Genomic DNA, 24,877 nt, shown 5'->3' with positions numbered 1-24,877 from the left:
TCATGGAGGCATGACACCGCGTCGCTCCCCCACCCGCGGGCCCGTCGGCCAGGCGACCCGTGGCACGACGGGAGCGAACCGGCTGCGGCGCAACGACCGCTACCTCGCCACGTTGCCGACGCTGCGCCGCGCGGCCGATCCGCTCGTCGTCGACCTCGGCTACGGGGCGAGCGGCGTCACCGCGCTGGAGCTGCACGCGCGATTGCGAAAGCATCGCCCCGACGTCGAGGTCGTGGGGCTCGAGATCTCGCCCGAGCGCGTGGCGCGGGCGAGCGCTCAGATGGAGCGCGTGCGTGCGGGCGAGACGACGTTCGCGGCCGACGCGCGGGTGTCCTTCGGGGTCGGCGGATTCGAGATCCCGCTCGAGAACGGACGCCGTCCGACGATGATCCGCGCCATGAACGTGCTGCGCCAGTACAACGAGGGTCAAGTCGCCGCCGCCTGGGCGCTGAGCGCCGCCCGCCTCGCCCCCGGCGGTCTGCTCGTGGAGGGCACGTGCGACGAACTGGGCCGCGTCGGCTCGTGGATCGACGTCGACGCGGACGGCACCCCGCTGCGCCTCACGATCTCGCTGCGCCTCACCGGGCTCGAGACCCCCGGGATCGTCGCCGAGCGACTGCCGAAGGCACTCATCCACCGCAATGTCGCCGGAGAACGCGTGCACGACGTGCTCGCGGCGATGGATCGCGCGTGGGCCCGCGCGGCGCCCGCGGGCGCGTTCGGGGCGCGTCAGCGCTTCATCGCGACCGTCGAGGGGCTGAAAGACGACGGGATGCCGGTGCTCGGCACCAGGGCACGGTGGCGACTGGGCGAACTCACCCTCCCCTGGTCGGCCGTCGCGCCACGCTGAGGCGGCGTCAGATGCGCGGCACCTGCCGCCGCGCCTCGTCGCGCGGCATACCGGCCGCCACGAGCAGGTCGACGGCGAGGGGACGCAGAGCGGCGATGAGGTTCTGGTCGCCGAGCGAGGCGTCCGGGGCGACCTCGCGTGGATCGAGGTGGTGGGCGATACCGAGCACGCTCTCGCGCGCGACGGGCTCGAGCGAGATGTCGTCGATCGACGCGCCGACGAGGGCGATCCCCCGCCCGAGCCCCTGCAGCAGGTCGGCCACAGCCGGGCGCGGGGCGCCGTCGTCGGCCACGTACACCGCGCGGCGCGCGATCACGCGCAGGTTGCGCACCGCAAGATCCGTGCCCGCAAGGATGCGTTCGCTGCGCGCGAGGTCGGACCGCCGCCGGCGCAGCCACGGCGAGATGCGCGCGATCGCCACCGACGAGTCGAGCGTCTCGCGCCACGCCCGCACGGCGGGATCCAGTGCCCGTGCCTTCTCGAGCCCGCGCTCGGTGCGCATACGGCTGCCCCGGCGCAGGCCCTGGGCGAGGGTGTCGACGGCGTCGTCGATCGAGGCGTAGAGACGGCGCACCTCGCGCGCGGCTTCGAACCGCGGATTGCGCGGGATGAGCGCGGTGACCAGGAGCGCGGCCGCCCCGCCGAGGAGCCCGTCCAGCAGCCGCCCGAACGGGAAGGAGGCACCGGTGGCGGGCAGGATCAGCACGATCGCGGACTGGATCGAGGCCGCGATCGCGAAGGCCGGCTGCGGAGAGAGAAAGCGGCCGATGGTCAGTGTGAGCAACAGGGTGAGTCCCAGCTGCCACCACCCGTCGCCGAGCCCGAGCATGATCAGCTCGGCGATCAGGATGCCCACCAGCATCCCGGTCACGGTCTCGAGGACGCGACGCGGACGGGCATCGCGCACGAGCCCCAGACTCGAGACCGTCACTGTGGCGGCCAGCAGCGGCGCGGTGTGGCCGAGCACGAAGTACGCGAACGTGTAGGCACCGGTGGCGGCCGTGACGATCTGAAGGATGGCGAACGCCGAGCCGCGCAGCCGCTCGATGCCGGGCCGCGGGTCGAACCGGTCGCGCATGCGCACCGGCACGGCCACGGTCATCGGGGTCGAATCGGGCCGCGGTGCTCGCGCCGCCGAGCGACGATCGTCGGGCTCGGGGGCGTCGTCCTCGGCGTCGGAGCCGCCCCGGGGCCCGCTCACGCGCGGGCGCGGGACGACAACCGCGGCAGGCGGGGCACGGATGCTGCGGCCCCCGCCTCGGGAGGCACGATGACCTCCTGCGCGGCCGCGATCCGCTCGTCCTCCACCGCGATGACGACGGCCGCATCGGGGGGAAGGGTGCGCTTGACGACCGCCAGCGCGATGGGACCCAGCTCGTGGTGCAGCGCCGCCGACGTGATCCGGCCGACGACTGCGTCGTCACGCAGCACGTGCGCGCCCCGCGCGGGAAGCACCGAATCGCTGCCGTCGAGGTGCAGGAAGACCAGGCGCCGCGGGGGGTGCCCGAGATTGTGCACCTTGGCGACCGTCTCCTGGCCGCGGTAGCACCCCTTGTTCAGGTGCACCGCCGTGCGCAGCCAGTCGAGCTCGTGCGGAAGCGTGCGCTCGTCCAGCTCGGCGGCCCATCGGGGTCGCCAGGCGGCGATGCGCAGGGCCTCGGCTGCCAGCAGACCGGCCGGGGCGACGGCGCCGGCACGCACGGCGTCGGCGAGGGCCGGCAGCGCCTCCTCGGGGAGGATCGTCTCGACCCACGCGCGGTGCGCGCCGGGGTGGTCGGCTGCGGGCGCGTACTGATGCCCGCCGAGCTCGACCCCCGTCCACGGATCGGTCCACGCAGGCGCGGGCGCTCCCGCGGCGGCCGTAGCGACGGCATCCCGAGCCGGCGATGCGTCGGGGCCCGAGCGACCGATCACGACGAGGTCGGGGCGATCGGTGATCGTCACGGCCGCGCGGAAGACCATGCGGCGAAGCCAGGCGCCGAGCCCCGCGACATCGTCGGCGTCGACGATCAGCCAGGCCGTCTCGCCGTCGTCGACCACGGCGGCCGCGTGCTCGACGTGTCCGTGCGGGTCGAGCACGAGAAGCTCGGTGCCATGCCCTGCGGCAAGCCCCGTCAGGCGCTGCGAGGTGATGGTGTCGAGCCACGTCAGGCGGTCGGCGCCTGCGACCTCGAGCACCGCGCGGTCGCCGAGGTGCACGAGCGCCCGCCCTTCGGCGAGCTGGCGCTGCTCGCCGAGCGGGTTGCCGTAGTGCGCGGGGGCGGTGCTCTGCTCGTCGGTGACGGCGCCGGGCAGAGTCAGCAGCGGCGAGGCCATCAGTCTGCCCTCGCCAGGCGGGCCGACGCGTGGGCGCCGAGCTTCTGGCCGAGCGCCGCGATGTCCCACGCCCAGAGCAGATGCCCGTCGACGAGACCGTACATGCGGGTCGCCGCCGCGTAGGATTTCGCCCCGGCGGGACGCACGACGGCGTCGGTCGCCAGGTCGATGCGCGGTCCGCGGACCTGCCCCAGATAGAGCTCGGAGACGGCGTCGGCGTGCACGATCACGGCTTCGATCTCGAATCCGCCCTCGGCGGTGCGCAGCCGCTCGACGTCGTCGGCAGTGCGGGGCGCCGCCGTCTCGAGCGCGGGCAGCAGCCCGGGCCCCGGGTCCGCATGCCCGAGGGGACGCGACAGGCGCCAGAACCCCATCTCGGCGACGAGCCGCCGGTCGGGGGCGCCGTCCACTCCCTGGATCCATGCGGTCGCCGAATAGTTGAGATAGTCGCCGCCGTCATGGCTGAAGCTCACGCGATGCGAGAACTCGCCGGCGTACGTGCGTCCGGCCGCCTCGTAGTCGATGACGCCGGTGCCCTCCCAGACACCCACGAGCCACGAGAGGGGAACGAGGTCTGCGGGCAGATCCGCGGGCAGGTTCAGCACCGTGCCTCCGGCAGGTTCGACACTGCGGCGCAGCTCAGCGCTGGCCGCGGTAGAGGTTGAGGATCACCACGCCTGAGACGAACGCGATCGCGAGCGACGCCAGGCCCAGCAGACCCACGAAGAAGAGTTCGAGTGCGACGAGGTCCATACCACCCACCTTAGTGCGACGCGCGCAAGAGGAGCACGGTCACTCGGGGATGATCGCGGCGAGGCCGACGGCGGCCGACACCAGGCCGAGCACCAGCAGGGCACCCAGGATGCTGGCGCCCACGCGCTCGATGAATCCCACCGAGCGTCCGTACACGAGCTGGATGGCGAAGGCGAGGATGAGCGAGCCGGCCAGGGCGAGGGCGAACCATACGGCCCGCACCTCGAAGGGCACGAAGACGGCGATCGCGACCCCCGCGACGAGCGCGACGACCCAGACCGCCACGATGCCCGCGAATGTGGGGCGGGGGGCGAGCTCGGGTACCGTCATGCCCTCATCCTCCCCCACGGAGCGCCGGCCGCGCGACCCGTCGACGAGACTCAGCTAAAAGGTCCGGGAAGGGCTGCGCGTGCCTCACGTAGGAATGTCCGCGTAGTTCCCTGGGGTGATGAGCAGGGAGTTGTCGATGGCGGCGCGCCGTGAGATCACGAAGAAGTTCGCCCGCGAGTATGCGAAAGCAGGCAAGGAAGAGAAGGGCCGGCTGCTGGACGAGCTTGTGCACGCGACAGGCTGGACGCGTGATCACGCGCGCCGCGCGATCCGTGCCGCGAACGCACGCAAAGGTGCCGCGCGCGATCAGCAGCGTAAGCCGCGTGAGCGGAAGTACTCCTACGATGCGCTCGTGGTGCTGCAAGAAGTCTGGCGGCTGTCCGGGCAGCCGTCGGGAAAGTACTTCGCGGCGATCATGGACGACACCCTCGAACGCCTCGTCCGCTTCCGTGAGCTCGGCAAGGTCGAGCAGCGGGTCACACCGGAGGTGCTGGACGAGTTGCGATCGATGAGCGCCGCGACGATCGACCGGTACCTGAAACCGCACAAGGACGCCGCCTACCCGGTCGCGGTCTCGGGCACGAAGCCGTCCCACATCCTGCGCTCTTCGATCCCGACGCGCACCAGCATGGACGCCCCGCTGACCGTCCCGGGGTTCCTGGAGCTGGACACCGTCGCGCACTGCGGCCACTCCCTCAAAGGCGAGTTCCTGCGCACCCTGACCGGCACCGACCCGGTCGCGGGGTGGACGATGCTGCGCACGATCCGCAACAACGCCTACGTGCACGTGCACGGCGCCCTGGAATGGATGGTGAAGAACGCGCCCGTCCCGGTCGCCGGGCTCGACTTCGACAACGGATCCGAGTTCATGAACTGGGGCGTGATCGCCTGGGCGGACAAGAAGGAGATCCCCGTCACCCGGGGGCGTCCCTACAAGCACAACGACAACGCGCACGTCGAGCAACGCAACGGCGACTGGGTCCGCAAACACGCGTTCCGCTACCGCTACGAGACCGAGGCGGAGATGACCCTGCTCAACGAGCTCTGGGATTTCGTGATGGCCCGCAAGAACCATCTGCTGCCCTGCGTGAAAGCGATCGACTGGACCCACACCGCAGCCGGCCGGAAGAAGCGCGTCTACGACAAGCCACGTACCCCCTACCAGCGGTTGCTCGACGCCGGTGTGCTCGACGAGAAGACCCGCGCCCGACTGGAGCGCGAGCATGCGAAGCTGAACCCGGCACGGATCACCCGACGGATCAACCAGATCCAGCAACAACTCATCGAACTCGCCGCCGCCCGCACCCAGGGCACCCGCCCCGCCGCCTGAGCTACGCGGACATTTCACGTGAGGCAAGCATCACTCACTCCCGGACATCTTGACGTGAGGCAAGACGCCCGTTCGGCGGCGTCGGCGGGGCACGACCCGCGCGTCGGCGTAAGATAGGGGGCCACGACGGCCCTGGCGGCGTCGCTGAGAGGATTCGCGTGGCCCAACTGCTCGTTCTGAGTTCCGCACACGGCAGCGGTCCCGTTCTGCCGTCCCTGGAACTCCTGAGCCACAGGGTGCGCCAGATCCCCGCCGAGCCTGCGCAACTGGTCAACGCCCCGAGCGCCGACATCATCTTCGTCGACGCCCGCACCGACCTCGTCGGGGCCAAGTCCCTCTGCAAGATCTTGAATACGACCGGCCTGGACGCGCCCCTCATCCTCGTGGTGACCGAGGGTGGGCTCACGGCGGTCAGCACCGACTGGGGCGTCGACGACGTCATCCTCGTCAGCGCGGGCCCGGCCGAGGTCGACGCCCGCGTTCGTCTGGCGATGGGCCGCCTCTCGCAGGAGCAGGTCACCAGCCGCATCCAGACCTCGGGCATCACGATCGACGAGTCCTCCTACTCGGCGAAGGTGCACGGCAAGCCGCTGGATCTGACCTACAAGGAGTTCCAGCTCCTGCATTTCTTCGCCACGCACCCCTCGCGGGTCTTCACGCGCGAGCAGCTGCTGAGCGAGGTGTGGGGCTACGACTACTTCGGCGGCACCCGCACGGTCGACGTGCACGTGCGGCGCCTGCGCGCGAAACTGGGCGATCTCGAGCAGCTCATCGGCACCGTGCGCAACGTCGGATACCGCTTCAACGTCTACGAAGAGGACCAGCTGCCCGCCTCCAGCGGGCGCAAGGCCTGAACCCGTTCACACACGCGTCACCTGCATTTGCAATGATGTGGGGATGCTCGAATCATCGATTCTCGACGCAGGGCTCGGCGATGCCGACGACGACGACTTCGATGAGGCGGTGGAGGCGTTCGACTCGCAGCTGCCCGAGCATCGTTACCTCGATCGCGAGGTCAGCTGGCTCTCCTTCAATCAGCGCGTGCTCGAGCTCGCCGAAGACCCGGCGCTGCCGGTGCTCGAGCGGGCGAACTTCCTCGCGATCTTCGCGAGCAACCTCGACGAGTTCTTCATGGTGCGGGTCGCGGGCCTGAAGCGCCGCATCGTGACGGGCCTGGCCATGCCGACGAATGTCGGCCGCGCCCCCGCCGACGTGCTCGCCGACATCTCGGCCGAGGCGCACACCCTGCAGCTGCGTCACGCGGCGGCCTGGACCTCCCTGGTCATGCCCGCCCTCGCCGATGCGGGCATCGAGATCGTGACGTGGGATGCACTCGCCGATGAGGACCGCTCGGCGCTCTACGACTACTTCCAGTCCCAGGTCTTCCCCGTCCTGATGCCGCTCGCGGTCGATCCCGCCCACCCCTTCCCCTACATCTCGGGGCTCTCACTCAACCTCGCCGTGCGCATCCGCAACGCGCGGACGGGGCGGCAGGAGTTCGCACGTCTGAAGGTTCCGCCCATGCTCCCGCGCTTCGTCGAGGTGCCGAGCGCCGACGGCCGGGTGCGCTATCTGCCTCTCGAGGACCTCATCTCCAACCACCTCGAGGATCTCTTCCCCGGTATGGAGATCCTCGATCATCACGCGTTCCGCCTCACCCGCAACGAGGACATGGTCATCGAGGAGGACGAGACCGAGAACCTCATCCAGGCGCTCGAGGCCGAGCTGCTGCGGCGCCGGTTCGGTCCACCGATCCGGCTCGAGATCACCGACGACATGGACGAGGTGACCCTCGACCTGCTCATCACCGAGCTCGACATCACCGAGCAGGAGGTCTACCGGCTGCCCGGCCCGCTCGACCTGCGCGGACTCTTCGATCTCGCCCGCATCGACCGGCCCGAACTCCGGTACAAGCCGCACCTGCCCACGACCGCGGTCGCGTTCCAGCCCGGGGACAACAACGACCGCGTCGACATCTTCTCGGCGATCCGCAAGGGCGACGTGCTCGTGCACCACCCCTACGAGTCGTTCGCGACGAGCGTGCAGGCGTTCCTCGAGCAGGCGGCGAAAGACCCGCACGTGCTCGCCATCAAGCAGACGCTTTACCGCACGTCGGGCGACAGCCCGATCGTCGAGGCGCTCATCGACGCCGCCGAGGCCGGCAAGCAGGTGCTCGCCCTCGTCGAGATCAAGGCCCGCTTCGACGAGGCCGCCAACATCGTCTGGGCACGCAAGCTCGAGAAGGCCGGGGTGCACGTCGTGTACGGCCTGGTGGGCCTGAAGACCCACTGCAAGCTCGCGCTCGTCATCCGCGAGGAGGGCGGGGTCCTGCGCAGCTACAGTCACGTCGGCACAGGCAACTACAACCCCAAGACCAGCCGCATCTACGAGGACTTCGGCCTCTTCACCGCCGACGACCAGGTCGGCCGAGACCTGACGCGCCTGTTCAACGAACTCTCCGGCTATGCGATCGAGAAGAAGTTCAAGCGCCTCCTGGTGGCGCCCCTCCACCTGCGCAAGGGCCTGCTGCGTCTGATCGACAAGGAACGCCGCAACGCCCTCGCCGGCAAGCCGGCGCGCATCCGCATCAAGGTCAATTCGATGGTCGACGAGCAGATCATCGATGCGCTCTACCGGGCGAGTCAGGACGGCGTGCCCGTCGAGGTGTGGGTGCGCGGGATCTGCTCGCTCAAGCCGGGCGTGCCCGGCATGAGCGAGAACATCACGGTGCGCAGCATCCTGGGCCGGTACCTCGAGCACTCCCGCATCTTCGCGTTCGACAACGACGGCGACCCTCAGGTCTACATCGGCAGCGCCGACATGATGCACCGCAACCTCGACCGCCGCGTCGAGGCGCTCGTGCGCGTCGTGCAGCCCTCGCACCTGAAGGAGCTGTCGGGCCTGTTCGATCTCGCGATGAGCGATACCACCTCGTCGTGGTGGCTGGGCCCCGACGGCGAATGGGTACGGCACAGCACGGATGCCGAGGGCAAGCCTCTGATCGACATCCAGGACCGCACCATGTCGAGCGTGCAGCGCCGCCGGCGTGCACGGGCGGTGCGATGACCGATACCGCCGTCTACGCGGCGGGCGCGGTCGTGTGGCGCCTGGTCGAGAACAAGCTGCGCATCCTCGTGGTGCACCGAACCGCATACCGCGACGTCACGCTGCCCAAGGGCAAGGTCGACCCGGGTGAGATGCTCGCCGAGACCGCGGCGCGGGAGGTGGAGGAGGAGACCGGCATCCGGGTCGCGCTCGGCGCGCCCGTGGGGGTGTCGAAGTATCACCTGCCCAACGGACGCCAGAAGATCGTGCACTACTGGGCGGCGGAGGCCACCGACATCGCGATCCGCGCGTCGAGCTTCGTCCCCAACAAGGAGATCGCGGCGGTCGAGTGGGTCAGCGCCAAGAAGGCGCTCGGCTACCTCAGCTACCCCGTCGACATCGAGATCCTCGAGAATTTCCTGAAGCTCGTCGACGACGGGGTGCTCTCGACGTTCCCGATCATCGCGCTCCGGCACGGCAAAGCGGTCTCGCGCTCGGACTGGGACGGCCCGGATGCGTCGCGGCCCCTCTCGGGACGCGGCAAGCGCCAGGCGAACGCCATCGTCGGACCGCTGCAGGCGTTCGGTGTGCGCAAGATCATCAGCAGCCCGGCCGTGCGCTGCATGAAGACCGTCGTGCCTCTCTCGGCGACACTCGGCCGCAGCATCGACCGCGACGACCGGCTGAGCCAGGACGCCTGGGAGCAGGGCCGCGCCGACGTGCGCTCTCTGATCGGCCACCGGGTGCGCTCGGGCAAGGCCACCGTGCTGTGCAGCCACGGTCCCGTGCTGCCCGACGTGCTCTCCGAGCTCGCGCTGGCCACCGGCACGCTGCGCGGGTCGTACCTCGGCAGTGCCTCCGCGCTCGAGGTGGGCGCCTTCTCGGTCGTGCATCTCTCGGCGACGAACCCCGGCTCGGGCATCGTCTCGATCGAGACGCACGCGCCCACCGTGTGATCGGGCGTGTGCGCGTGCGACGCGCGGCCGGCGGCGTGCGGGTCGGCTGGTGCCGAGTGGATGCCGGGCTGACGCGTCGCGCCGTCGCCGACGCGCTCATCGCGCGGATCGCCGGCGGGACGGGGGCGATCGCGCGGTCGTGTCCGCGGTGCGGGAGCACGACGCACGGACGCCCGGTCGCGGAGGCGGCGGGCGTGCATGCGAGCGTGTCGTACGCGGACGGGTGGGTGCTCGTGGCGGTCGGCGACGCGGGCCGGGTCGATGCCGTGGGCGTGGACGCCGAGCCGCGATCACGGGCGCGCGGCGCGGCGCTGCACGGGGTCATCACCCCGGGACGGCGCACCTCGCTGCGCCGGTGGACCCGCGTCGAGGCCGTGCTCAAGGCCGATGGGCGCGGCCTGTCGGTGGATCCGGCGCGGGTGCGGATCTCACGCGGGGTGCGGGGAGTGGTCGCGCGGATCAGCGAACCGGACGCGGCGGAGAGCGACGGCATCCCGTATCGCGTGCGGCGCGTGCGCGGTCCTCGCGGACTGGTCGTGAGCCTCGCGATCCGTTCGTGATCCCCGCGAACTGCCGGAGCTACGGCAGCGGCGGCAGCGGGGTGTGCGAGAGCCAGCGCATGAAGAGATCCGCGAGGGGTTCATCGGTCACAGCCTCGGCGCACGCGACGAAGTCCTCGGTGGTGGCGAGGCCGTGCCGGTGATCGGCGCACCAGCGGTGCAGGATCTCGAAGAACGCCCGGTCTCCGACCCGCACGCGGAGCGCATGCAGCGTGAGAGCCCCGCGCTTGTAGACCCGGTCGTCGAACATCAGGTCGGGGCCGGGATCGGACAGCAGCAGATCCTGCGGCTGTGCGGCGACGCGCGCGTGGTGGACCGCCGCGCGCGCGGCCGCGGTGGGGCCCCCTGAAGCCTCGGACCAGATCCATTCCGCGTAGCAGGCGAAGCCCTCGTTGAGCCAGATGTCGCGCCAGTGCGAGAGGCCGACGCTGTTGCCGAACCACTGGTGGGCCAGCTCGTGGGCGACCAGGCGCTCGGCCGATCCGTCGAGGTGGTTCGAGCCGAACACCGCCATGCCTTGCGCCTCGAGCGGGATCTCGAGCGCATCAGCTGTGACGACGACGTCGTAGCGGCCGAGCGGATACGGCCCGAACGCGTGCTGGAACGCCCGCATCATCGCGCCGAGGTCGGCGAACGCGGTGCCGACCTCACGGTTCAGCGACGGCGGATGATGGAGCGCGCCGGGTACGCCGTCGAGCTCGAGCGCGGTCTCGACGTAGCGTCCGATCTGCACCGTCGCGAGGTACGTCGCCGTGGGTACGGGCTGCTCGAAGGTCCAGACGAGCGAACCCCCGGCGCGGCGCACCTCGCGGCGCTCCCCCGTCGCGACCACCCGATAGGCGGCATCCGTCGTCACGCTGATGCGATAGGCGGCCTTGTCGTCGGGTCGATCGTTGCAGGGGAACCAGGTCGGCGCGCCCGTCGGCTGCGCCGCGACGAGCACGCCGTCCTCGAGCTCCTCCCACCCGATCGTGCCCCAGCGCGAGCGGCGCGGTGACGGCGCACCCGCGTACGCGACCTCGATCGAGAAGCGGTCATCCAGGGCCAAGGGCGCCGCAGGGGTGACCCGCAGCATCCGCGGTCCCTGCCGGAACGACGTGCGACGCTCGCCGTCGACGCGCACCTTGTTGGCCCGCAGGCCGACCAGGTCGAGCGCGAACGAGCGGAGCGGGCGGCGGGCGACCGCATTGATCACGACGCGACCCGACAGGCGGTTGGTGGAGGGCTTGTAGTCGATCTGGATGTCGTAGGACTCGACGTCGTAGGAGAGGTCGCCGCTCTGCGGGGCATAGGCGTCGGGGGCGGGCAGGTGGGCGCCCGTCACGATGCGCTCGACTGGTACGAGCGCACCTTGACCGCGCGCCACGGCCCGATCGGATTGCCACTCCACCGGCTGCCCACCGGCACCGTCTCGCCGCGCATCACGAGCGAGGCCGGGCCCACGGTCGCGTTCGCGCCGATCGTGGCGGCGGGCAGGATCACGCTGTGCGGGCCGAGCGTGCCCCCGGGTTCGATCGAGACGGCATCCATGCTCATGATCCGATCATGGAACAGGTGCGTCTGCACGACGCAACCCCGGTTGACCGTCGATGCGTCGCCCAGCGAGACGAGGTCGGGCTCGGGCAGCCAGTAGCTCTCGCACCAGACGCCGCGGCCGATCCGCACCCCGAGCGAGCGCAGCCACACCGCCAGCGCGGGCGTGCCGGCCGCCGATCGCGCGAACCACGGAGCCGCCACCATCTCGACGAAGGTGTCGGACACCTCGGTGCGCCAGACGAAACTCGACCACAGCGGTTTCTCGCCCGCGCGGATCACGCCGACGAGCAGCCATTTCGCGAGGGTCGACACGCCCGCCGCCACGGCGCCCGCGATGAGGAGCACCACGCCCGAGAGCAGCACGGCGACGACGGCGCCGAAGGCCTGCACGAGGGCGGCGAGCGCGAACAGCACGCCGAGTCCGATCGCGCACGTCACGATCACGGGCACGATGCGACACAGCTCCCAGAGCGCCCGCGCGACCCGCAGCCCGGCACGCGGCCGGTAGGTGCGGCTCTCGTCGGCGTCGCTCGAGACCCGGCGCAGGCGCACGGCCGGCGATCCCAGCCACGACGTGCCCGCCTTGGCCTTCAGCGGTGCGGCCGAGAGCACGGCCACGAGCCCGCCCTTGGGCACCCTGTGCCCCGGTGCCGCCATGCCCGAGTTGCCGAGGAACGCGCGCTTGCCGATGCGCACCGCGCCGATGCGCATCCACCCCCCGCGCAGCTCATAGGAGGCGACCATCGTGTCGTCCGCGAGGAACGCGCCGTCCTCGATCGTCGTCATCGCGGGGATGAGCAGCACGGTGGATGCTTCGACGTCGCGTCCGACCTTCGCCCCCAGCATCCGCAGCCAGAGGGGGGTGAACAGGCTCGAGTACAGCGGGAAGAGGATCGTGCGCGACGAATCCAGCAGCCTCTCGATGGTCCACGCCTGCCAGCCGACACGGCTGCGCACGGGGTGGGTGCCCTCGGCGAGACCCACCTGCAGCAGGCGCACGAGCAGGACGACGGATGCCGCGAAGACGACACCCGCCACGAGCACGGCGGGCACGAGCCAGGCGAAGGCGGCGAGCGCCGCCGCGGCGAGGCTGCCGGCGCCGCGCATACCGGCGGCCAGCACAAGGCCGCCCGCGCTGAAGGCGACCAGCGGCAGGAGCGCGAGGAGCGCGGACGAGGCGGCGTAGGCCCACAGCCACCGCGTCGGCGCGGGAGGACGCTCGGTGGGCCAGTCCTCCGCGGCGCCGCCGACGCGCTCGGCCGGCGATCCGGCCCAGCGCTGGTCGGCGCGCACGCGGCCGAAGACCGCCGAGCCCGGCGCGATCTCGGCGCGCCGGCCGATGCGTGCACCCGGCGCGAGCGTGCTGCGCGCGCCCACCGTGGCCTCTGCGCCGATGCGCACCGAGCCGATCCGCACGACATCGCCGTCGATCCAGTACCCGGTCAGGTCGACCTCGGGCTCGATCGCGGCACCGTCACCGACCTGCAGCATCCCCGTGACGGGCGGAAGCGTGTGCATGTCGACGTCGCGCCCGATCTTGGCGCCGAGCGCGCGGGCGTAATAGCTGATCCACGGCGCACCGGCCAGGCCCACCGCATCGACCTGATCGGCGATCTGCTCGGCCAGCCACAGCCGGATGTGCACCGACCCGCCGCGCGGATGATCTCCCGCGCGGACGCCGGCCAACAGCATCCGCGCCGCCGCCGCGGCGATCGCCATGCGCCCGAACGGCGTCGCGAACACCATCAGGCCCGGCACGAGCACCCACCACGGCACGACCGGAAGCACGTCGAACCCGGGCACGAGGCGCAGGATCGCGCCCGCCGTGAGCAGATACAGCAGCCAGCGGATGCCCGTCAGGATGAACAGCGGCACACCCATGAGGGTCTGCAGGACCTGCGTCGAGCGAGGCGTGGGTGCCGGCATCCGATACGTCGAGGACGCCTCTTCGCCCAGGCGGCCCAGCGCCTTGGCCATCGCGCCCAGGCGCGGCAGGTCGTAGATGTCGGCAACCGAGAACTCGGGCGCGCGCACCCGGATGCGCGAGACGAGCTGCGCGGCCGCGAGGGAGCCGCCGCCGAGGTCGAAGAAGTCCGCGGTGGCATCCGGCACGGGCACCCCGAGAACGGCACGCCACTGCTGCGCGAGCCAGTCCTCGACGCCCGTCAGCGAGGACTCCTCGGCTTCGACACCGGGAAGAGGCCACGGCAGGGCGGCCTTGTCGACCTTGCCCGAGGTGCGCACGGGCAGCTCGTCGACGACCGCGATCAGCGGCACCATGGGCGCGGGCAGCGTCGCCGCGAGATCGGCGCGAGCCGAGGCGCGATCGAAACCCTCGTCGACAGCCAGGTATCCGACCAGGATGTCGATTCCGGCCTCCGTGCGCCGCACCGCCACCGCGGCACCCGCGACCCGCGGCAGGGCCTGCAGCGCGGCCTCCACCTCACCGAGCTCGATGCGGCGCCCGCCGATCTTGACCTGGTCGTCCGCCCGGCCCTGGAACACGAGGCCCTCCGGGTCGTAGCGCACGAGATCGCCGGAGCGATACGCGCGTTCCCACCCCAGGGTCGGCATGGCCGCGTACTTCTCGGCGTCCTTGGCCGGGTCGAGGTATCGCGCGAGGCCCACGCCGCCGATGATCAACTCTCCGACCGCGCCCGGTGCGACGGGCGCACCCTCGGCATCGACGACGGCCAGGGCCCAGCCATCGAGCGGCAGACCGATACGGACGGGCGACGTGCCGTCGAGGATCGCGGCACACGCGACGACGGTCGCCTCGGTCGGGCCGTAGGTGTTCCACACCTCACGGCTCTCATCGGCCAGCCGCGCCGCGAGCTCGGGCGGGCACGCCTCGCCGCCGAAGATCAGCAGGCGCACGTTCTCGATCGACTCGGCCGGCCACAGGGCGGCGAGGGTGGGCACGGTCGAGACGACCGTGATCTGCTGGCGCACCAGCCACGGCGCGAGGTCCTCGCCCGACCGCACGAGCGCGCGCGGAGCCGGCACGAGACACGCGCCGTGACGCCACGCGAGCCACATCTCCTCGCACGACGCGTCGAAGGCCACCGACAGGCCCGCGAGGACGCGGTCGCCCGGCCCCAGCGGATCGTCCTGGAGGAACAGCGCCGCCTCGGCATCGACGAAGGCTGCGGCCGAGCGATGGCTGACCGCGACGCCCTTGGGCGTCCCCGTCGAGCCGGAGGTGAAGATGATCCACGCGTCATCGTCCGCGGTGGGCGGCGGGACGGCGATCACCGCGTGCGTGCTGGGGTGCGGGGCCGTGCCCGAGAAGAGGGACGATGCCGGGTCGTCGCGCGGCGTCGCCGCGACAGCATCCACCGCCTGTGTGTCGGTGGCGGGATGGAACTCGCCCGCGCCCTGAATCGTGCCGCGCACCCGCGCCTCGCCGAAGACGAGAGCCGCCCGCTCGTCGGGGTCGTCGGCGTCGACCGGCACGTACGCCGCACCCGCGGCGAGCACGCCGAGGATCGAGATGTACAGCTCCTTCGTGCCGGAGGGCATGCGCACGCCGACCCGGTCGCCGCGGCGCACCCCTGCCTCATGCAGCCGCGCCGCGGTGCGCCCCACCCGCGCCATGAGCTCGCGGTAGCTCAGCGCCCCCGATCCGTCGTCGATCGCCGATGCCTCCGGGTGCCGGGCCGTCGTGGCGCGCAGGATGTCGAGCAGCGTGCGCTCGGCGGGCGCGTGGGCGCGTCGATCGAGGCCCGGCTGCAGGATCGGGGCCGGGCGGGGGCTCTCGTTCACGTCAGTCGGTCAGCAGCGCGACGAGCTGCGCCTTGGTCATGCGCGAGTAGCCCGCACGACCCTCGTCACGCGCGCGGGCGCGCAGGCGGGCGACCGTGAGGGAGGAGAGGTCGTCGTCGGATGCTGCGGGTCGGGGGACGTCGGTCGCTGTGGGCTCGGGCGCTGCCGGGTCGGGGGTGTCGGCCGGGGTGGGCTCGGGTTGCGGCTCCGGCTCCGGCTCCGGCTCCGGCTCCGGTGAGGAGTTGAGATCGTGCACGGCGCGGTCGGCGACCTCCGCCGCGCGCTGGGCGGCCTTCTCGGCCTTCGCGGCGGTCTTCTTCAGCGCCTTCGCCTCGGCGGAGCGGGCGTTCGCGTCAGCTTCGGCGCGTGCGGCCTCGGCGGCGGCGCGCTCGGCCTCGGCGCGCAGTGTCGCCTTGCGCTCGACCTTCGCCAGGGCCGCCTCGGTCGCCTTGCGCAGACGTGCGGCGGCGTCCTTGGCCTTGGCGGCGACCTTGGCGGGCTTGGTGCGCACCGCCTTCTTCGACGCGTCGGCACGGTCGGCGGCCTCGTCGGCGAGCGCGCGGACCTTCTTCGCGGCCTTGGGCGGCAGGGATCTGGCGGCCTTGCGCGCCTGCTTCGCGGCGGTCGCCGCGTCATCCATCGCCGCGACCGCGGCCTTCTGCTTCGTGCTCTTCTGGGCCATGGCGCACAGCATATGGGGGCCGCGTGAACAGGCTCGGGGCGCCCTCCGCCGTTCACCTCCCGTTAACCGCCCGGGCGCACTCTCTTAAGCACGCCCTCTTAGCGTCGCTGTGTGCCCTGCACCGGGACACATACCCCTGTAACGGATCGAAACGGATACACAGTGAAGATCACCCGAATCTCGCGCGTCGCGGCCCTGGGCGCCGTCGCCGCTCTCGCCCTCGCCGGTTGCGCCGCAAACGAAGGCGGCACCACGACGGAGCCCACCGAGGGCGGCAGCAGCCTCTCGGGCGAGCTCGTCGGCGCCGGTTCGTCGGCCCAGGAGGTCGGCGTCCAGGCGTGGTCGGCCGGGTTCCAGACCGTCAACCCCGACGTCACCATCAGCTACGACCCCTCGGGCTCGGGCGCGGGTCGCGACTCGTTCCAGGCCGGCGCCGTCGGCTTCGCCGGCTCCGACCGCGCTTTCACGATCGACGAGATCGCCGAGGGCCCGTTCGACGCCTGCGTCGAGGGCACGGGCATCATCGAGATCCCGTCCTACATCTCCCCGATCGCGGTCATCTTCAACCTCGACGGCATCGAGACGCTGAACATGTCCCCCGCCGTCGTCGCGGGCATCTTCGCGGGCACCATCAGCAACTGGAACGACCCGGCGATCGCCGCCGACAACGAGGGTGTCGAGCTGCCCGACCTGGCGATCACGCCGGTGCACCGCGCCGACGACTCGGGCACCACCGAGAACTTCACCGACTACCTGGCCCAGGCCGCTCCCGAGGTGTGGGAGTGGGAGGCCGACGGCGAGTGGCCCGCCACCCCCGTCACCGGTGAGGCCGCGCAGGGCACCTCGGGTGTCGTCGCCGCCGTCGAGGGCGCTCCCGGCGCGGTCACGTACGCCGACGCGTCGCGCGCCGAGGGCTTCGGCACGGTCGCGGTACGGATCGGCGACGAGTTCGTCAGCTTCACCCCCGAGGCGGCTGCCGCGATCGTCGACGCCTCGCCGCGCGAAGAGGGCCGCACCGACGGCGACCTCGCCATCGCGCTCGACCGCACGCCCGACGAGGCCGCGTACCCGATCGTTCTCGTGAGCTACATGATCGCGTGCGAGGAGTACACCGACGCCGCGACCGCGCCGCTCGTGAAGGGCTTCCTCGAGTACGTCATCAGCCCCGAGGGTCAGGACGAGGCGGCTGCCGCCGCCGGTTCCGCGCCGATCTCCGAGACGCAGCGTGAGAACATGCAGGCTGCGCTCGACCTGATCGTCGTCGAGTAATTCCTTCGGCTCCCGGTCCGCGGTCACCCGCGGACCGGGAGTCATCCCACAACTGAACATCCCGCATCACCCGAGAACAGGATGAGATGACCACCACCGCTTCACCGGCCGCCACCACGAAGGTTCCGCTGCGGCCCGGCGACCGCTGGTTCTCGGGAACCGCGCTCTTCGCCGGATCGATGATCCTCGTCACGCTCGCCGCGGTCGCGATCTTCCTCGTCGTGCAGTCCGTTCCGGGCATGGCCGCAACAAGCGAAGACGCCTCGATCCTCAGCACGAACTTCTGGGACTACGTCTGGCCGCTCGCCTTCGGCACCGTCTGGGCCAGCTTCCTCGCGCTGCTCATGGCCGTCCCGCTCTCGGTGGGCGTCGCCCTCTTCATCTCGCACTACGCCCCGCGCCGACTCGCGCAGGGGCTCGGCTACGTCGTCGACCTTCTCGCCGCCGTCCCGTCCGTCGTCTTCGGCCTGTGGGGAATCCTCGTGCTCGCCCCCGCCGTGCAGCCGGTCTACAGCTGGCTCGTCGACAACGCCGGGTGGTTCCCCCTCTTCTCCGGCCCCGTCTCGGGCACCGGACGCACGATCTTCACCGCAGCGATCGTGCTCGCGGTCATGGTCGTTCCGATCATCACCGCGATCTGCCGCGAGATCTTCCTGCAGACTCCGGTGCTGCACGAGGAGGCGGCCCTCGCCCTCGGAGCGACTCGCTGGGAGATGATCCGCATGGCCGTCTTCCCCTTCGGCCGCTCCGGCATCGTCTCCGCCTCGATGCTGGGTCTCGGCCGGGCCCTCGGCGAGACCATGGCCGTCGCGATGGTGCTCTCCGCCACCGGAATCGTCAGCTTCCGTCTGCTCACCTCCGAGAACCCCAGCACGATCCCCGCGAACATCGCGCTCACCTTCCCCGAGGCCTACGGCGTCAACGTCAATGTGCTCATCGCCACGGGCCTGATCCTCTTCATCGTCACCTTCGCGGTCAACGCCTTCGCTCGGTGGGTCGTCAACCGCCGCAAGGAATTCTCGGGAGCCAACTGACATGACACTCACGTCCACCCCGACGCAGAGTCCGGCGCCCACCCCGACCTCGCAGGCGCCTCGCATCACCGCCGGTCGCCTGCCCACCTGGGTTCCTTGGGCCCTGTTGGGCGCGAGCGCGCTGCTGAGCCTGCTGATCTTCGGAATCCTCGCCGTCGCCGACGGCTCCGGCATCAACATCGCCGGTGTGCTCGTCGTGACGGCACTGGCCTACCTCGTGCTCATCACCATCGTGTCATCGATGATCGAGGGCCGCCGCAAGGCCGTCGACCGCCTCGTGACCGGTGTCGTCAGCACCGCCTTCGCGATCGCGATGGTGCCGCTGATCTCCCTCGGTGTCACGGCGATCACCAACGGCGTGGCCGGCCTCTCGGCCGCCTTCTTCACGGAGTCGATGCGCAACGTCGTCGGTGAGGGTGGCGGCGCTCTGCACGCGATCATCGGCACCGTACTGGTCACTCTCGCGGCGGCGATCATCTCGATCCCGATCGGCCTCTTCACCGCCATCTACCTCGTCGAGTACGGCGCCGGAAAGCGACTCGCGCAGGGCATCACGTTCCTCGTCGACGTCATGACCGGCATCCCCTCGATCGTCGCCGGCCTGTTCGCCTACGCTCTCTTCGCGCTGTTCCTGGGCCCCGGCATCCGCCTCGGCATCATGGGAGCGATCGCGCTGTCGGTGCTGATGATTCCCGTCGTCGTGCGCTCGAGCGAAGAGATGCTGCGCCTCGTGCCCAACGAACTGCGCGAAGCCGCATACGCCCTCGGTGTGCCGAAGTGGCTGACGATCGTCAAGGTCGTGCTGCCCACCTCGATCGCCGGGATCACGACGGGCATCATGCTCTCGATCGCCCGCGTCATCGGTGAGACCGCACCTCTGCTGATCACCGCCGGCTTCACGACGAGCATGAACTACAACCTGTTCGAGGGCCGCATGATGACGCTGCCGGTGTTCACCTACACGCAGTTCATAAACCAGGGCATTCCCGCCGAGGCGTACATCAACCGCGCGTGGGCGGCCGCGCTCGTCCTCATCGCCCTCGTCATGGCGCTCAACATCCTGGCCCGCCTCATCGCCCGGATCTTCGCCCCCAAGTTCGGGCGCTGAGCGCCACACGCCCCGCCCTTCACCTCACCCGAGAACACCCAGAGGAACACGTGTCCAAGAGCATCGAAGTCAACGACCTCAACGTCTACTACGGCGACTTCCTCGCCGTCGAGGGGGTCTCGCTCGACATCGAGCCCCGCAGCGTCACCGCCTTCATCGGCCCGTCGGGCTGCGGCAAGTCGACGTTCCTGCGCACCCTGAACCGTATGCACGAGGTCATCCCGGGCGCGCGCGTCGAGGGCGAGGTGCTGCTCGATGGCAACAACCTCTACGCCGCGGGCGTCGACCCCGTGCTCGTGCGCCGGCAGGTGGGCATGGTCTTCCAGCGCCCCAACCCGTTCCCGACGATGTCGATCCGCGACAACGTGCTCGCGGGCGTGAAGCTCAACAACAAGCGCATCTCCAAGGGCGACGCCGACGCTCTCGTCGAGAAGTCCCTTCAGGGCGCCAACCTCTGGAACGAGGTCAAGGACCGCCTCGACCGCCCCGGCTCGGGTCTCTCGGGTGGCCAGCAGCAGCGACTGTGCATCGCCCGCGCGATCGCGGTCTCGCCCGAGGTGCTGCTGATGGACGAGCCCTGCTCGGCGCTCGACCCGATCTCGACCTACGCGATCGAAGAGCTGATCGGCGAGCTCAAGAGCGAGTACACGATCGTGATCGTCACGCACAACATGCAGCAGGCGTCGCGCGTGTCCGACAAGACCGCGTTCTTCAACATCGCGGGTACGGGCAAGCCCGGCAAGCTCATCGAATACGACGACACGACGTCGATCTTCACCACCCCCACGGTGCAGGCCACCGAGGACTACGTCTCGGGCCGTTTCGGGTAAGGCCCTTCGGGACGCGCCCGCCATTCGGGGGCGGACGCGGCCGCACAGACGGGATGCCTCGGGGTGAGGCATCCCGTCTTTCTTTGTGCCACGGGGGCCGGGCGGTCTGTGCCGCGCCTGCGCGGGCTGTGCACAGCTGCGGACCGGATGCCGCGACACGCCGGGTGGGCGGCCCGAGAGACGGCGTGTCGGCCGAGATGTCCGCAGCTGTGCATGCCTCGCGGCGGGTCGGGTGTGGGGGTGGGGGTGAGCCCTCCACAGGAATGGGGTGAGAGGGGACGTCCCCGGGCGGCGCGGCCAGAGCCGGGAGCGGGATGCCGGAGGCTCCACCCTCGAGGGATGTGCACAGGTCCCTCCCCCTTCGTCCGGACGTACGCGGCGCTGAGGAGCGACGGATCGAGTCGTCGCAGCGTCGCCGCTCAGACAGCATCCGGCGATCTGCGGCACGTGCGGCGCGGTATCTACGCGACCGCGGGAACCTGCACCCCCACCCTCGCGGCGGCGGCCCACGGGGGCGCACTCACGTGCGAGAGCGCAGCCCGACACCTGGGGCTCTGGGTGCTCGATGACCCGGATCGGGTGCATGTCCGTCTGCATCGCGGCGGCCACCGCTATGCCCACGACGGATGCCGGTGCATCGAGCACTGGGACCGCGGCGGCGCGACCGATGCCTTCGGCCTGCCGGCGGTGGAGCGGATCCTGGTTCAGATCCTGCAGTGCCGCGGCATCGAGGCGATGTTCGTCGCCCTCGAATCGGCCCTCAGGAAGCGGATGCTGCCGTCTCATCGCCGCGCGGCGCTCCGTACCGCGGTGCCCGCGGCCGTGCAGCCCATCGTCGACTTCGCACGCAACGACGCCGACAGCGGGCTGGAGTCGCTCGTGCGGCTGCGACTGCGGCGCCACGGCCTGAGCGTGCGCACGCAGGTGCGCGTGCCCGGTGTGGGAAGAATCGATCTGATCATCGGGGAGCGACTGCTGATCGAGGTGGACGGCAAGGCCGGGCACGCGGACGCGACCAGCCGACACAAGGATCTCGTGCGCGACGCGCACGCGGCGATGTGGGATTACGACACGCTGCGGTTCGACTACGCGATGGTGGTGCACGACTGGGATCTCGTCGAGCGCGCCATCCTGTCTCGTGTCGCCGCCGGACGCCATCTGCGATGAGGGCCGTGCACAGCTGCGGACGGGGTGCCGCGACACGCCGCTGGCGCGGCCTGCAGCACGGCGTGTCGGCCGTCGCGTCCGCAGCTGTGCCCGCGGGGACGCCGGGGGGCAGAGGGCAGAGGGAGGCAGAGGGGGGCTCAGGACGTGCGGGCCAGAAGTGCGGCGTTGAGCGCCGCGGTGAGGGCAGCATCCACGACCACGGGACGCGCATCGAGCTCACGCACCGGCGCGGCCAGACGCACGCTCGAGAGCAGCCACATCGCGTCGACCCGGTCGAGCTCGGACACGGGCACGTCACGGTACTGCACCGATATCCCCTGCCCGTCGAGCCAGGCGAAAGCGCTCAGCTGCGTCGTGCCGTGCAGGATGCCGGAACTGGCCGGTGGCGTGACGTAGATCCCGTCGATGCGCAGCAGCGCCGTCGCGGTCGGCGCCTCGAGCACGTAGCCGTCGGAGGAGACGAAGAGCGCATCATCGGCTCCCCGGCGTCGGGCCTCGCGCAGCGCCGCCATGTTGACGGCGTACGAGAGCGTCTTGGCGCCGAGCATCAGCCACGGCGCGCGGGCCGCGGCGTCGCGGTCGACCCCGCGGTCGAGGGTGACGAGACGGATGCCGCCGGTCCGCGCCGCGGTGAAATCCGGTGCCTGCGCGACCGAGATCCACGCGGTCGCTGTGCGTCCGTCGTCGAGGCCACGACTGAGGACGAGCTTGATCGTCGCCTCGCCCGGAGGGCAGGCGGAGGCGGCGCGCGCGATCGCCTGCCGCCACTGCCCGAGGTGCGGGGCGGGAAGATCCATGAGGGCGGCCGACCGCGCGAGCCGCTCGAGGTGCGCCTCGACCTGGTGCGGGATTCCATCGAGGGCGCCCAGAGTCTCGAAGACGCCGTCGCCGCGCTGGGCGCTGAGGTCGCCGAGCAGCAGGGCGGGTGCGCCGGGATCGTGTTCGGCGAAGGTCGACCCGAAGTCGCTACGGGCATCATCGGATGCCGCCGGGTCGATCAGAAGCGCGTGACGCCAGCTCATCCCCCGAGCCTACGCGCGCGTCGCCACGCCGCTCGGGACCGCCGATCCGGCAGCTCGGAACAGCCTGCCCACGACCTCGGTTAGACTGTCATAGCCGGGCCGCAGTAACCCCGGGCTCCATCTTCTGCCGCTATGAGCGGCCATGCGCCGAGAGGCGTTCTGCGGCCCGGCACTACTGTGTCCGCATCCGGCACGACCGCGGCAACTCAGGTGAGGGCGTCGCGCCGCCACAGCGCCGCCGCCGCCGTGAGGTCGACGGCGAACGTCGACAGGCGCAGCGCGCGGGTCGTCAGCTCGCTCGAGCGCCCCGGTTCGGTCGGCTCGTAATCGTCCGCGAGATGCGTGGCACCGGATGCCTGCACCCGGCAGAACGCGGCCGCGCGATCGAGCGCGACCCCGAAATCGCCGTCGAAGACCCCGCGCAGGATCGCGTCGGAGAGTTCGATCAGCTCGTCCGGTCCGGCAGGGGCGGGCGCGCCCGCGATCACCGGGTCGACGGAGGGCAGCGCGTCGCGCCCGCGCTCGTACAGCAGCGCCGCCGTGCGCGGGTCGTCGTGGATCATCAACTGCAGCAGATAGATGCGCCACAGCGCGCCGGGCAGCGTCCGCGCCGGCGACCGCGACCACAGCTCGGCGATGTCGTCGATGCCGTGCCGATCGGTGAAGCCGATCAGGCGGTCGATCACGCCCGCATCGGGCTCGTCACGCACCCGCGAGAGCAGTGCCGCGGCGGTGGTGTGCGCGACACGCGAGACCTCGGCCGGATCATCGGCCGCGAAGAGCCGATCGAAGGTCTCGGAGGGACGACGCACGGGCTTGTGGAAGCCGGGATTCTCGTCGCTCATCACTCCAGGCTACCCGCGGCCGCGGCGAGCGCGAGCGCGCCTCACGCGGTGGGGATCGCGACGATCGGCGTCGATGTGGGCTGCCCCGTGGGGGATCCCCCCGCGGGCTCCACCGTCACGGCGATGGTGTCGCCGGGCGCCATCTGCCCCGCCAGCAGCGCGGTCGCGGTGCCCGAATCGTCGGCGGTGAACACCCCGGCGGCGATCGGCTCTTCACCCCGCACGAACCACAGCTCGTAGCTCTGATCGGCCTCGATCGGCGGAAGACCCGCCGAGACGAACACCGTCTCACCGAGAGATTCCGACCAGTGCACCGTCGCCTCTCCCCCATCGGCCAGCGTCGTCGATGCGCTCTGCGCATCCGGCGCCGCTTCGATGCGATCGAGCGCCACCACGGCCGCGGGGCGGTTCAGCTGCTGCGCGACGATCGTCGCACCCGCACCCACACCCAGCAGCAAGGCGATCGAGGCTGCGAGCGCGAACCACGCCCTCGCCCCCCATCCGGCGCGACGTGTCGGCGCCTGCGTGACCGGAACCGAGGCCGCAGCCGCAGCGGCGGGCTCGGCATCCACCCGCTTCTGAGGCGTGGTCAGGATGCTGTCGAGCAATCCCGCGCGCAGCGCCGCGGGCGGCGCGACCTCGGGCACACCGTCGGCGAGGGCCGAGACCGTGACGCGGTCCGCGTCGAGGTGGTGGCGCCATTCGGGATGCTGAGCGAGGGCGGCGACGAAGGCGCGCTCGTCGTCAGGGTCGAGCGCGTGCAGCGCGTGCCCCGCGGCGAGTTCTGCGAAATCGTGCTCCGTCATGACGTCACCCCCATCTCTGCCCTCAGGCGGGTCAGACCGTCCCGCATGCGTGTCTTGATCGTTCCCAGCGGCGCCCCCACGAGCGCCGCGATCTCGCTCTGACTGTAACCCCCGTAGTACGCGAGGGTGATCGCCTCCCGCTGAGCGTCGGGCAGGGTCTTCAGGGCCGTTGCGACCCGTTGTCCCTCGATCCGAAGCTCCACGTGCTCAGCGACCCCGTCATGTGCGACTTCCATGTCCCGGAAGCCCACCCGCACGTCCCGGTCCACGCTCGCCTGCGAAGAACGCACACGATCGACAGCCCGGCGGTGCGCCATCGTGAGCACCCAGGATCTTCCTTGACCCTTGTTCGGAGCGAAGCGGTCGGCGGATTGCCACACTTCGAGGAAGACCTCCTGGAGCACCTCTTCGCTCTGCGAGCGGTCGACGAGCACTCGAAGGATCAAACCGAACACCCGCGACGAGAGCAGGTCGTAGAGCCTTGCGAACGCGTCCCTGTCGCCCTGCGCGATGCGCACGAGGAGTTCGCCGGCGTGATCGACCGGGTCGGCGCCGCCCTCGGGCACGTCGAGTCCGTCGATAACCATGTACCCCAGCATGCCGCACGTTCGCCCGTCGTCCCTGTCGCGCGCGCGGGATCGCGCCCGCGAGAGCCAACCGTTACACTCCCGCG

Annotated in this window: 22 protein-coding genes; 11 read left to right on the top strand and 11 right to left on the bottom strand. The window is 71.0% G+C overall.

The genetic code is table 11. From position 1 onward, the window contains the following. Positions 1–10 precede the first annotated feature (10 nt). Entirely contained in the window at positions 11–850 is an 840-nt protein-coding gene (locus AB2L57_RS05145; RefSeq protein WP_292812818.1) for a class I SAM-dependent methyltransferase, read from the top strand. A gap of 7 nt (positions 851–857) precedes the next feature. Here the strand turns inward: AB2L57_RS05145 and AB2L57_RS05140 are convergent, their stop codons facing one another. The 4 genes from AB2L57_RS05140 to AB2L57_RS05125 form a co-directional block, all read right to left on the bottom strand. Further along, positions 858–2,051, bottom strand: a complete 1,194-nt coding sequence (locus AB2L57_RS05140) for an aromatic acid exporter family protein (protein ID WP_292812816.1) — start codon at positions 2,049–2,051, stop codon at positions 858–860. Continuing rightward, positions 2,048–3,166 (bottom strand): folate-binding protein YgfZ, encoded by a 1,119-nt coding sequence (locus tag AB2L57_RS05135; RefSeq protein WP_292812813.1) that lies wholly within the window; start codon positions 3,164–3,166, stop codon positions 2,048–2,050. Before AB2L57_RS05135 ends, AB2L57_RS05140 begins: the two co-directional genes overlap by 4 nt. Beyond that, positions 3,166–3,771 carry an FABP family protein gene (locus tag AB2L57_RS05130; protein WP_292812811.1) on the bottom strand — a complete coding sequence of 202 codons (606 nt, stop codon included), beginning with the start codon at positions 3,769–3,771 and terminating at the stop codon, positions 3,166–3,168. The genes AB2L57_RS05135 and AB2L57_RS05130 overlap by 1 nt, the downstream gene beginning before the upstream one ends. A 187-nt stretch (positions 3,772–3,958) precedes the next feature. Further along, complete coding sequence (locus tag AB2L57_RS05125; protein ID WP_292812809.1) at positions 3,959–4,249, bottom strand: hypothetical protein; 291 nt, start codon at positions 4,247–4,249, stop codon at positions 3,959–3,961. Positions 4,250–4,367: 118 nt separating this feature from the next. Here AB2L57_RS05125 and AB2L57_RS05120 point away from each other — a divergent pair, with 118 nt between their 5' ends. The 5 genes from AB2L57_RS05120 to AB2L57_RS05100 all read left to right on the top strand — a co-directional run bounded on the left by AB2L57_RS05120 (position 4,368) and on the right by AB2L57_RS05100 (position 10,140). Next, positions 4,368–5,579, top strand: a complete 1,212-nt coding sequence (locus AB2L57_RS05120) for an integrase (protein WP_409046856.1) — start codon at positions 4,368–4,370, stop codon at positions 5,577–5,579. Between the two features lie 158 nt (positions 5,580–5,737). Then, positions 5,738–6,433, top strand: a complete 696-nt coding sequence (locus AB2L57_RS05115; RefSeq protein ID WP_292812806.1) for a winged helix-turn-helix domain-containing protein — start codon at positions 5,738–5,740, stop codon at positions 6,431–6,433. Positions 6,434–6,476: 43 nt separating this feature from the next. Further along, entirely contained in the window at positions 6,477–8,645 is a 2,169-nt protein-coding gene (locus AB2L57_RS05110) for an RNA degradosome polyphosphate kinase (protein WP_292812804.1), read from the top strand. Further along, on the top strand, positions 8,642–9,580 hold the full coding sequence (locus AB2L57_RS05105) for an NUDIX hydrolase (protein WP_409048232.1): 939 nt from the start codon (positions 8,642–8,644) through the stop codon (positions 9,578–9,580). Before AB2L57_RS05110 ends, AB2L57_RS05105 begins: the two co-directional genes overlap by 4 nt. An 8-nt stretch (positions 9,581–9,588) precedes the next feature. Further along, a complete protein-coding gene (locus AB2L57_RS05100) occupies positions 9,589–10,140 on the top strand; it encodes a 4'-phosphopantetheinyl transferase superfamily protein (RefSeq protein ID WP_292812799.1) in 552 nt (183 codons plus the stop codon). 19 nt (positions 10,141–10,159) lie between these two features. Here the strand turns inward: AB2L57_RS05100 and AB2L57_RS05095 are convergent, their stop codons facing one another. The 3 genes from AB2L57_RS05095 to AB2L57_RS05085 are packed head-to-tail and all read right to left on the bottom strand — an operon-like array spanning position 10,160 to position 16,123. Continuing rightward, on the bottom strand, positions 10,160–11,449 hold the full coding sequence (locus tag AB2L57_RS05095) for a M1 family metallopeptidase (RefSeq protein ID WP_292812825.1): 1,290 nt from the start codon (positions 11,447–11,449) through the stop codon (positions 10,160–10,162). 11 nt (positions 11,450–11,460) lie between these two features. Beyond that, on the bottom strand, positions 11,461–15,441 hold the full coding sequence (locus tag AB2L57_RS05090; RefSeq protein ID WP_409048231.1) for a Pls/PosA family non-ribosomal peptide synthetase: 3,981 nt from the start codon (positions 15,439–15,441) through the stop codon (positions 11,461–11,463). Position 15,442: 1 nt separating this feature from the next. Then, complete coding sequence (locus AB2L57_RS05085) at positions 15,443–16,123, bottom strand: hypothetical protein (protein WP_292812797.1); 681 nt, start codon at positions 16,121–16,123, stop codon at positions 15,443–15,445. A 162-nt stretch (positions 16,124–16,285) separates the two neighbouring features. On the opposite strand from AB2L57_RS05085, the gene pstS reads away from it, so the two are divergent. From pstS to AB2L57_RS05060, 5 genes are all read left to right on the top strand, one after another. Next, positions 16,286–17,392 carry a phosphate ABC transporter substrate-binding protein PstS gene (gene pstS, locus AB2L57_RS05080; protein ID WP_292812795.1) on the top strand — a complete coding sequence of 369 codons (1,107 nt, stop codon included), beginning with the start codon at positions 16,286–16,288 and terminating at the stop codon, positions 17,390–17,392. Between the two features lie 86 nt (positions 17,393–17,478). After that, on the top strand, positions 17,479–18,426 hold the full coding sequence (gene pstC / locus AB2L57_RS05075) for a phosphate ABC transporter permease subunit PstC (RefSeq protein ID WP_292812792.1): 948 nt from the start codon (positions 17,479–17,481) through the stop codon (positions 18,424–18,426). Position 18,427: 1 nt separating this feature from the next. Beyond that, complete coding sequence (pstA, locus tag AB2L57_RS05070; protein ID WP_409048230.1) at positions 18,428–19,534, top strand: phosphate ABC transporter permease PstA; 1,107 nt, start codon at positions 18,428–18,430, stop codon at positions 19,532–19,534. 50 nt (positions 19,535–19,584) lie between these two features. Next, a complete protein-coding gene (pstB, locus tag AB2L57_RS05065) occupies positions 19,585–20,364 on the top strand; it encodes a phosphate ABC transporter ATP-binding protein PstB (RefSeq protein ID WP_292814313.1) in 780 nt (259 codons plus the stop codon). A gap of 339 nt (positions 20,365–20,703) precedes the next feature. After that, a complete protein-coding gene (locus AB2L57_RS05060; RefSeq protein WP_292814316.1) occupies positions 20,704–21,531 on the top strand; it encodes an endonuclease domain-containing protein in 828 nt (275 codons plus the stop codon). A 137-nt stretch (positions 21,532–21,668) separates the two neighbouring features. Here the strand turns inward: AB2L57_RS05060 and AB2L57_RS05055 are convergent, their stop codons facing one another. The 4 genes from AB2L57_RS05055 to sigK form a co-directional block, all read right to left on the bottom strand. Further along, entirely contained in the window at positions 21,669–22,553 is an 885-nt protein-coding gene (locus AB2L57_RS05055) for an aminotransferase class IV (protein ID WP_292814319.1), read from the bottom strand. Between the two features lie 206 nt (positions 22,554–22,759). Beyond that, complete coding sequence (locus AB2L57_RS05050; protein ID WP_292814321.1) at positions 22,760–23,398, bottom strand: DNA-directed RNA polymerase subunit beta; 639 nt, start codon at positions 23,396–23,398, stop codon at positions 22,760–22,762. A 41-nt stretch (positions 23,399–23,439) separates the two neighbouring features. Then, entirely contained in the window at positions 23,440–24,204 is a 765-nt protein-coding gene (locus tag AB2L57_RS05045) for an anti-sigma factor (protein WP_292814324.1), read from the bottom strand. Beyond that, the gene (sigK, locus tag AB2L57_RS05040; RefSeq protein ID WP_292814326.1) at positions 24,201–24,803 is read right to left on the bottom strand and encodes an ECF RNA polymerase sigma factor SigK; all 603 of its coding nucleotides are present in this window, start codon (positions 24,801–24,803) and stop codon (positions 24,201–24,203) included. The genes AB2L57_RS05045 and sigK overlap by 4 nt, the downstream gene beginning before the upstream one ends. Positions 24,804–24,877 lie beyond the last annotated feature (74 nt).

Source organism: Microbacterium sp. HA-8 (assembly GCF_046111165.1).
GTDB lineage: Bacteria > Actinomycetota > Actinomycetes > Actinomycetales > Microbacteriaceae > Microbacterium.
Note: the sequence above shows the minus strand (reverse complement) of the source record. Positions and strands in the feature narration are given on the sequence as shown.

Coding starts and splice junctions, on each gene's coding strand:
- AB2L57_RS05145 (WP_292812818.1), top strand. CDS start 11: ATGACACCGCGTCGCTCCCCCACCCGCGGGCCCGTCGGCCAGGCGACC.
- AB2L57_RS05135 (WP_292812813.1), bottom strand. CDS start 3,166: ATGGCCTCGCCGCTGCTGACTCTGCCCGGCGCCGTCACCGACGAGCAG.
- AB2L57_RS05125 (WP_292812809.1), bottom strand. CDS start 4,249: ATGACGGTACCCGAGCTCGCCCCCCGCCCCACATTCGCGGGCATCGTG.
- AB2L57_RS05120 (WP_409046856.1), top strand. CDS start 4,368: ATGAGCAGGGAGTTGTCGATGGCGGCGCGCCGTGAGATCACGAAGAAG.
- AB2L57_RS05110 (WP_292812804.1), top strand. CDS start 6,477: ATGCTCGAATCATCGATTCTCGACGCAGGGCTCGGCGATGCCGACGAC.
- AB2L57_RS05105 (WP_409048232.1), top strand. CDS start 8,642: ATGACCGATACCGCCGTCTACGCGGCGGGCGCGGTCGTGTGGCGCCTG.
- AB2L57_RS05085 (WP_292812797.1), bottom strand. CDS start 16,123: ATGGCCCAGAAGAGCACGAAGCAGAAGGCCGCGGTCGCGGCGATGGAT.
- pstC (WP_292812792.1), top strand. CDS start 17,479: ATGACCACCACCGCTTCACCGGCCGCCACCACGAAGGTTCCGCTGCGG.
- pstA (WP_409048230.1), top strand. CDS start 18,428: ATGACACTCACGTCCACCCCGACGCAGAGTCCGGCGCCCACCCCGACC.
- AB2L57_RS05060 (WP_292814316.1), top strand. CDS start 20,704: ATGTGCACAGGTCCCTCCCCCTTCGTCCGGACGTACGCGGCGCTGAGG.
- AB2L57_RS05055 (WP_292814319.1), bottom strand. CDS start 22,553: ATGAGCTGGCGTCACGCGCTTCTGATCGACCCGGCGGCATCCGATGAT.
- AB2L57_RS05050 (WP_292814321.1), bottom strand. CDS start 23,398: ATGAGCGACGAGAATCCCGGCTTCCACAAGCCCGTGCGTCGTCCCTCC.
- AB2L57_RS05045 (WP_292814324.1), bottom strand. CDS start 24,204: ATGACGGAGCACGATTTCGCAGAACTCGCCGCGGGGCACGCGCTGCAC.
- sigK (WP_292814326.1), bottom strand. CDS start 24,803: ATGCTGGGGTACATGGTTATCGACGGACTCGACGTGCCCGAGGGCGGC.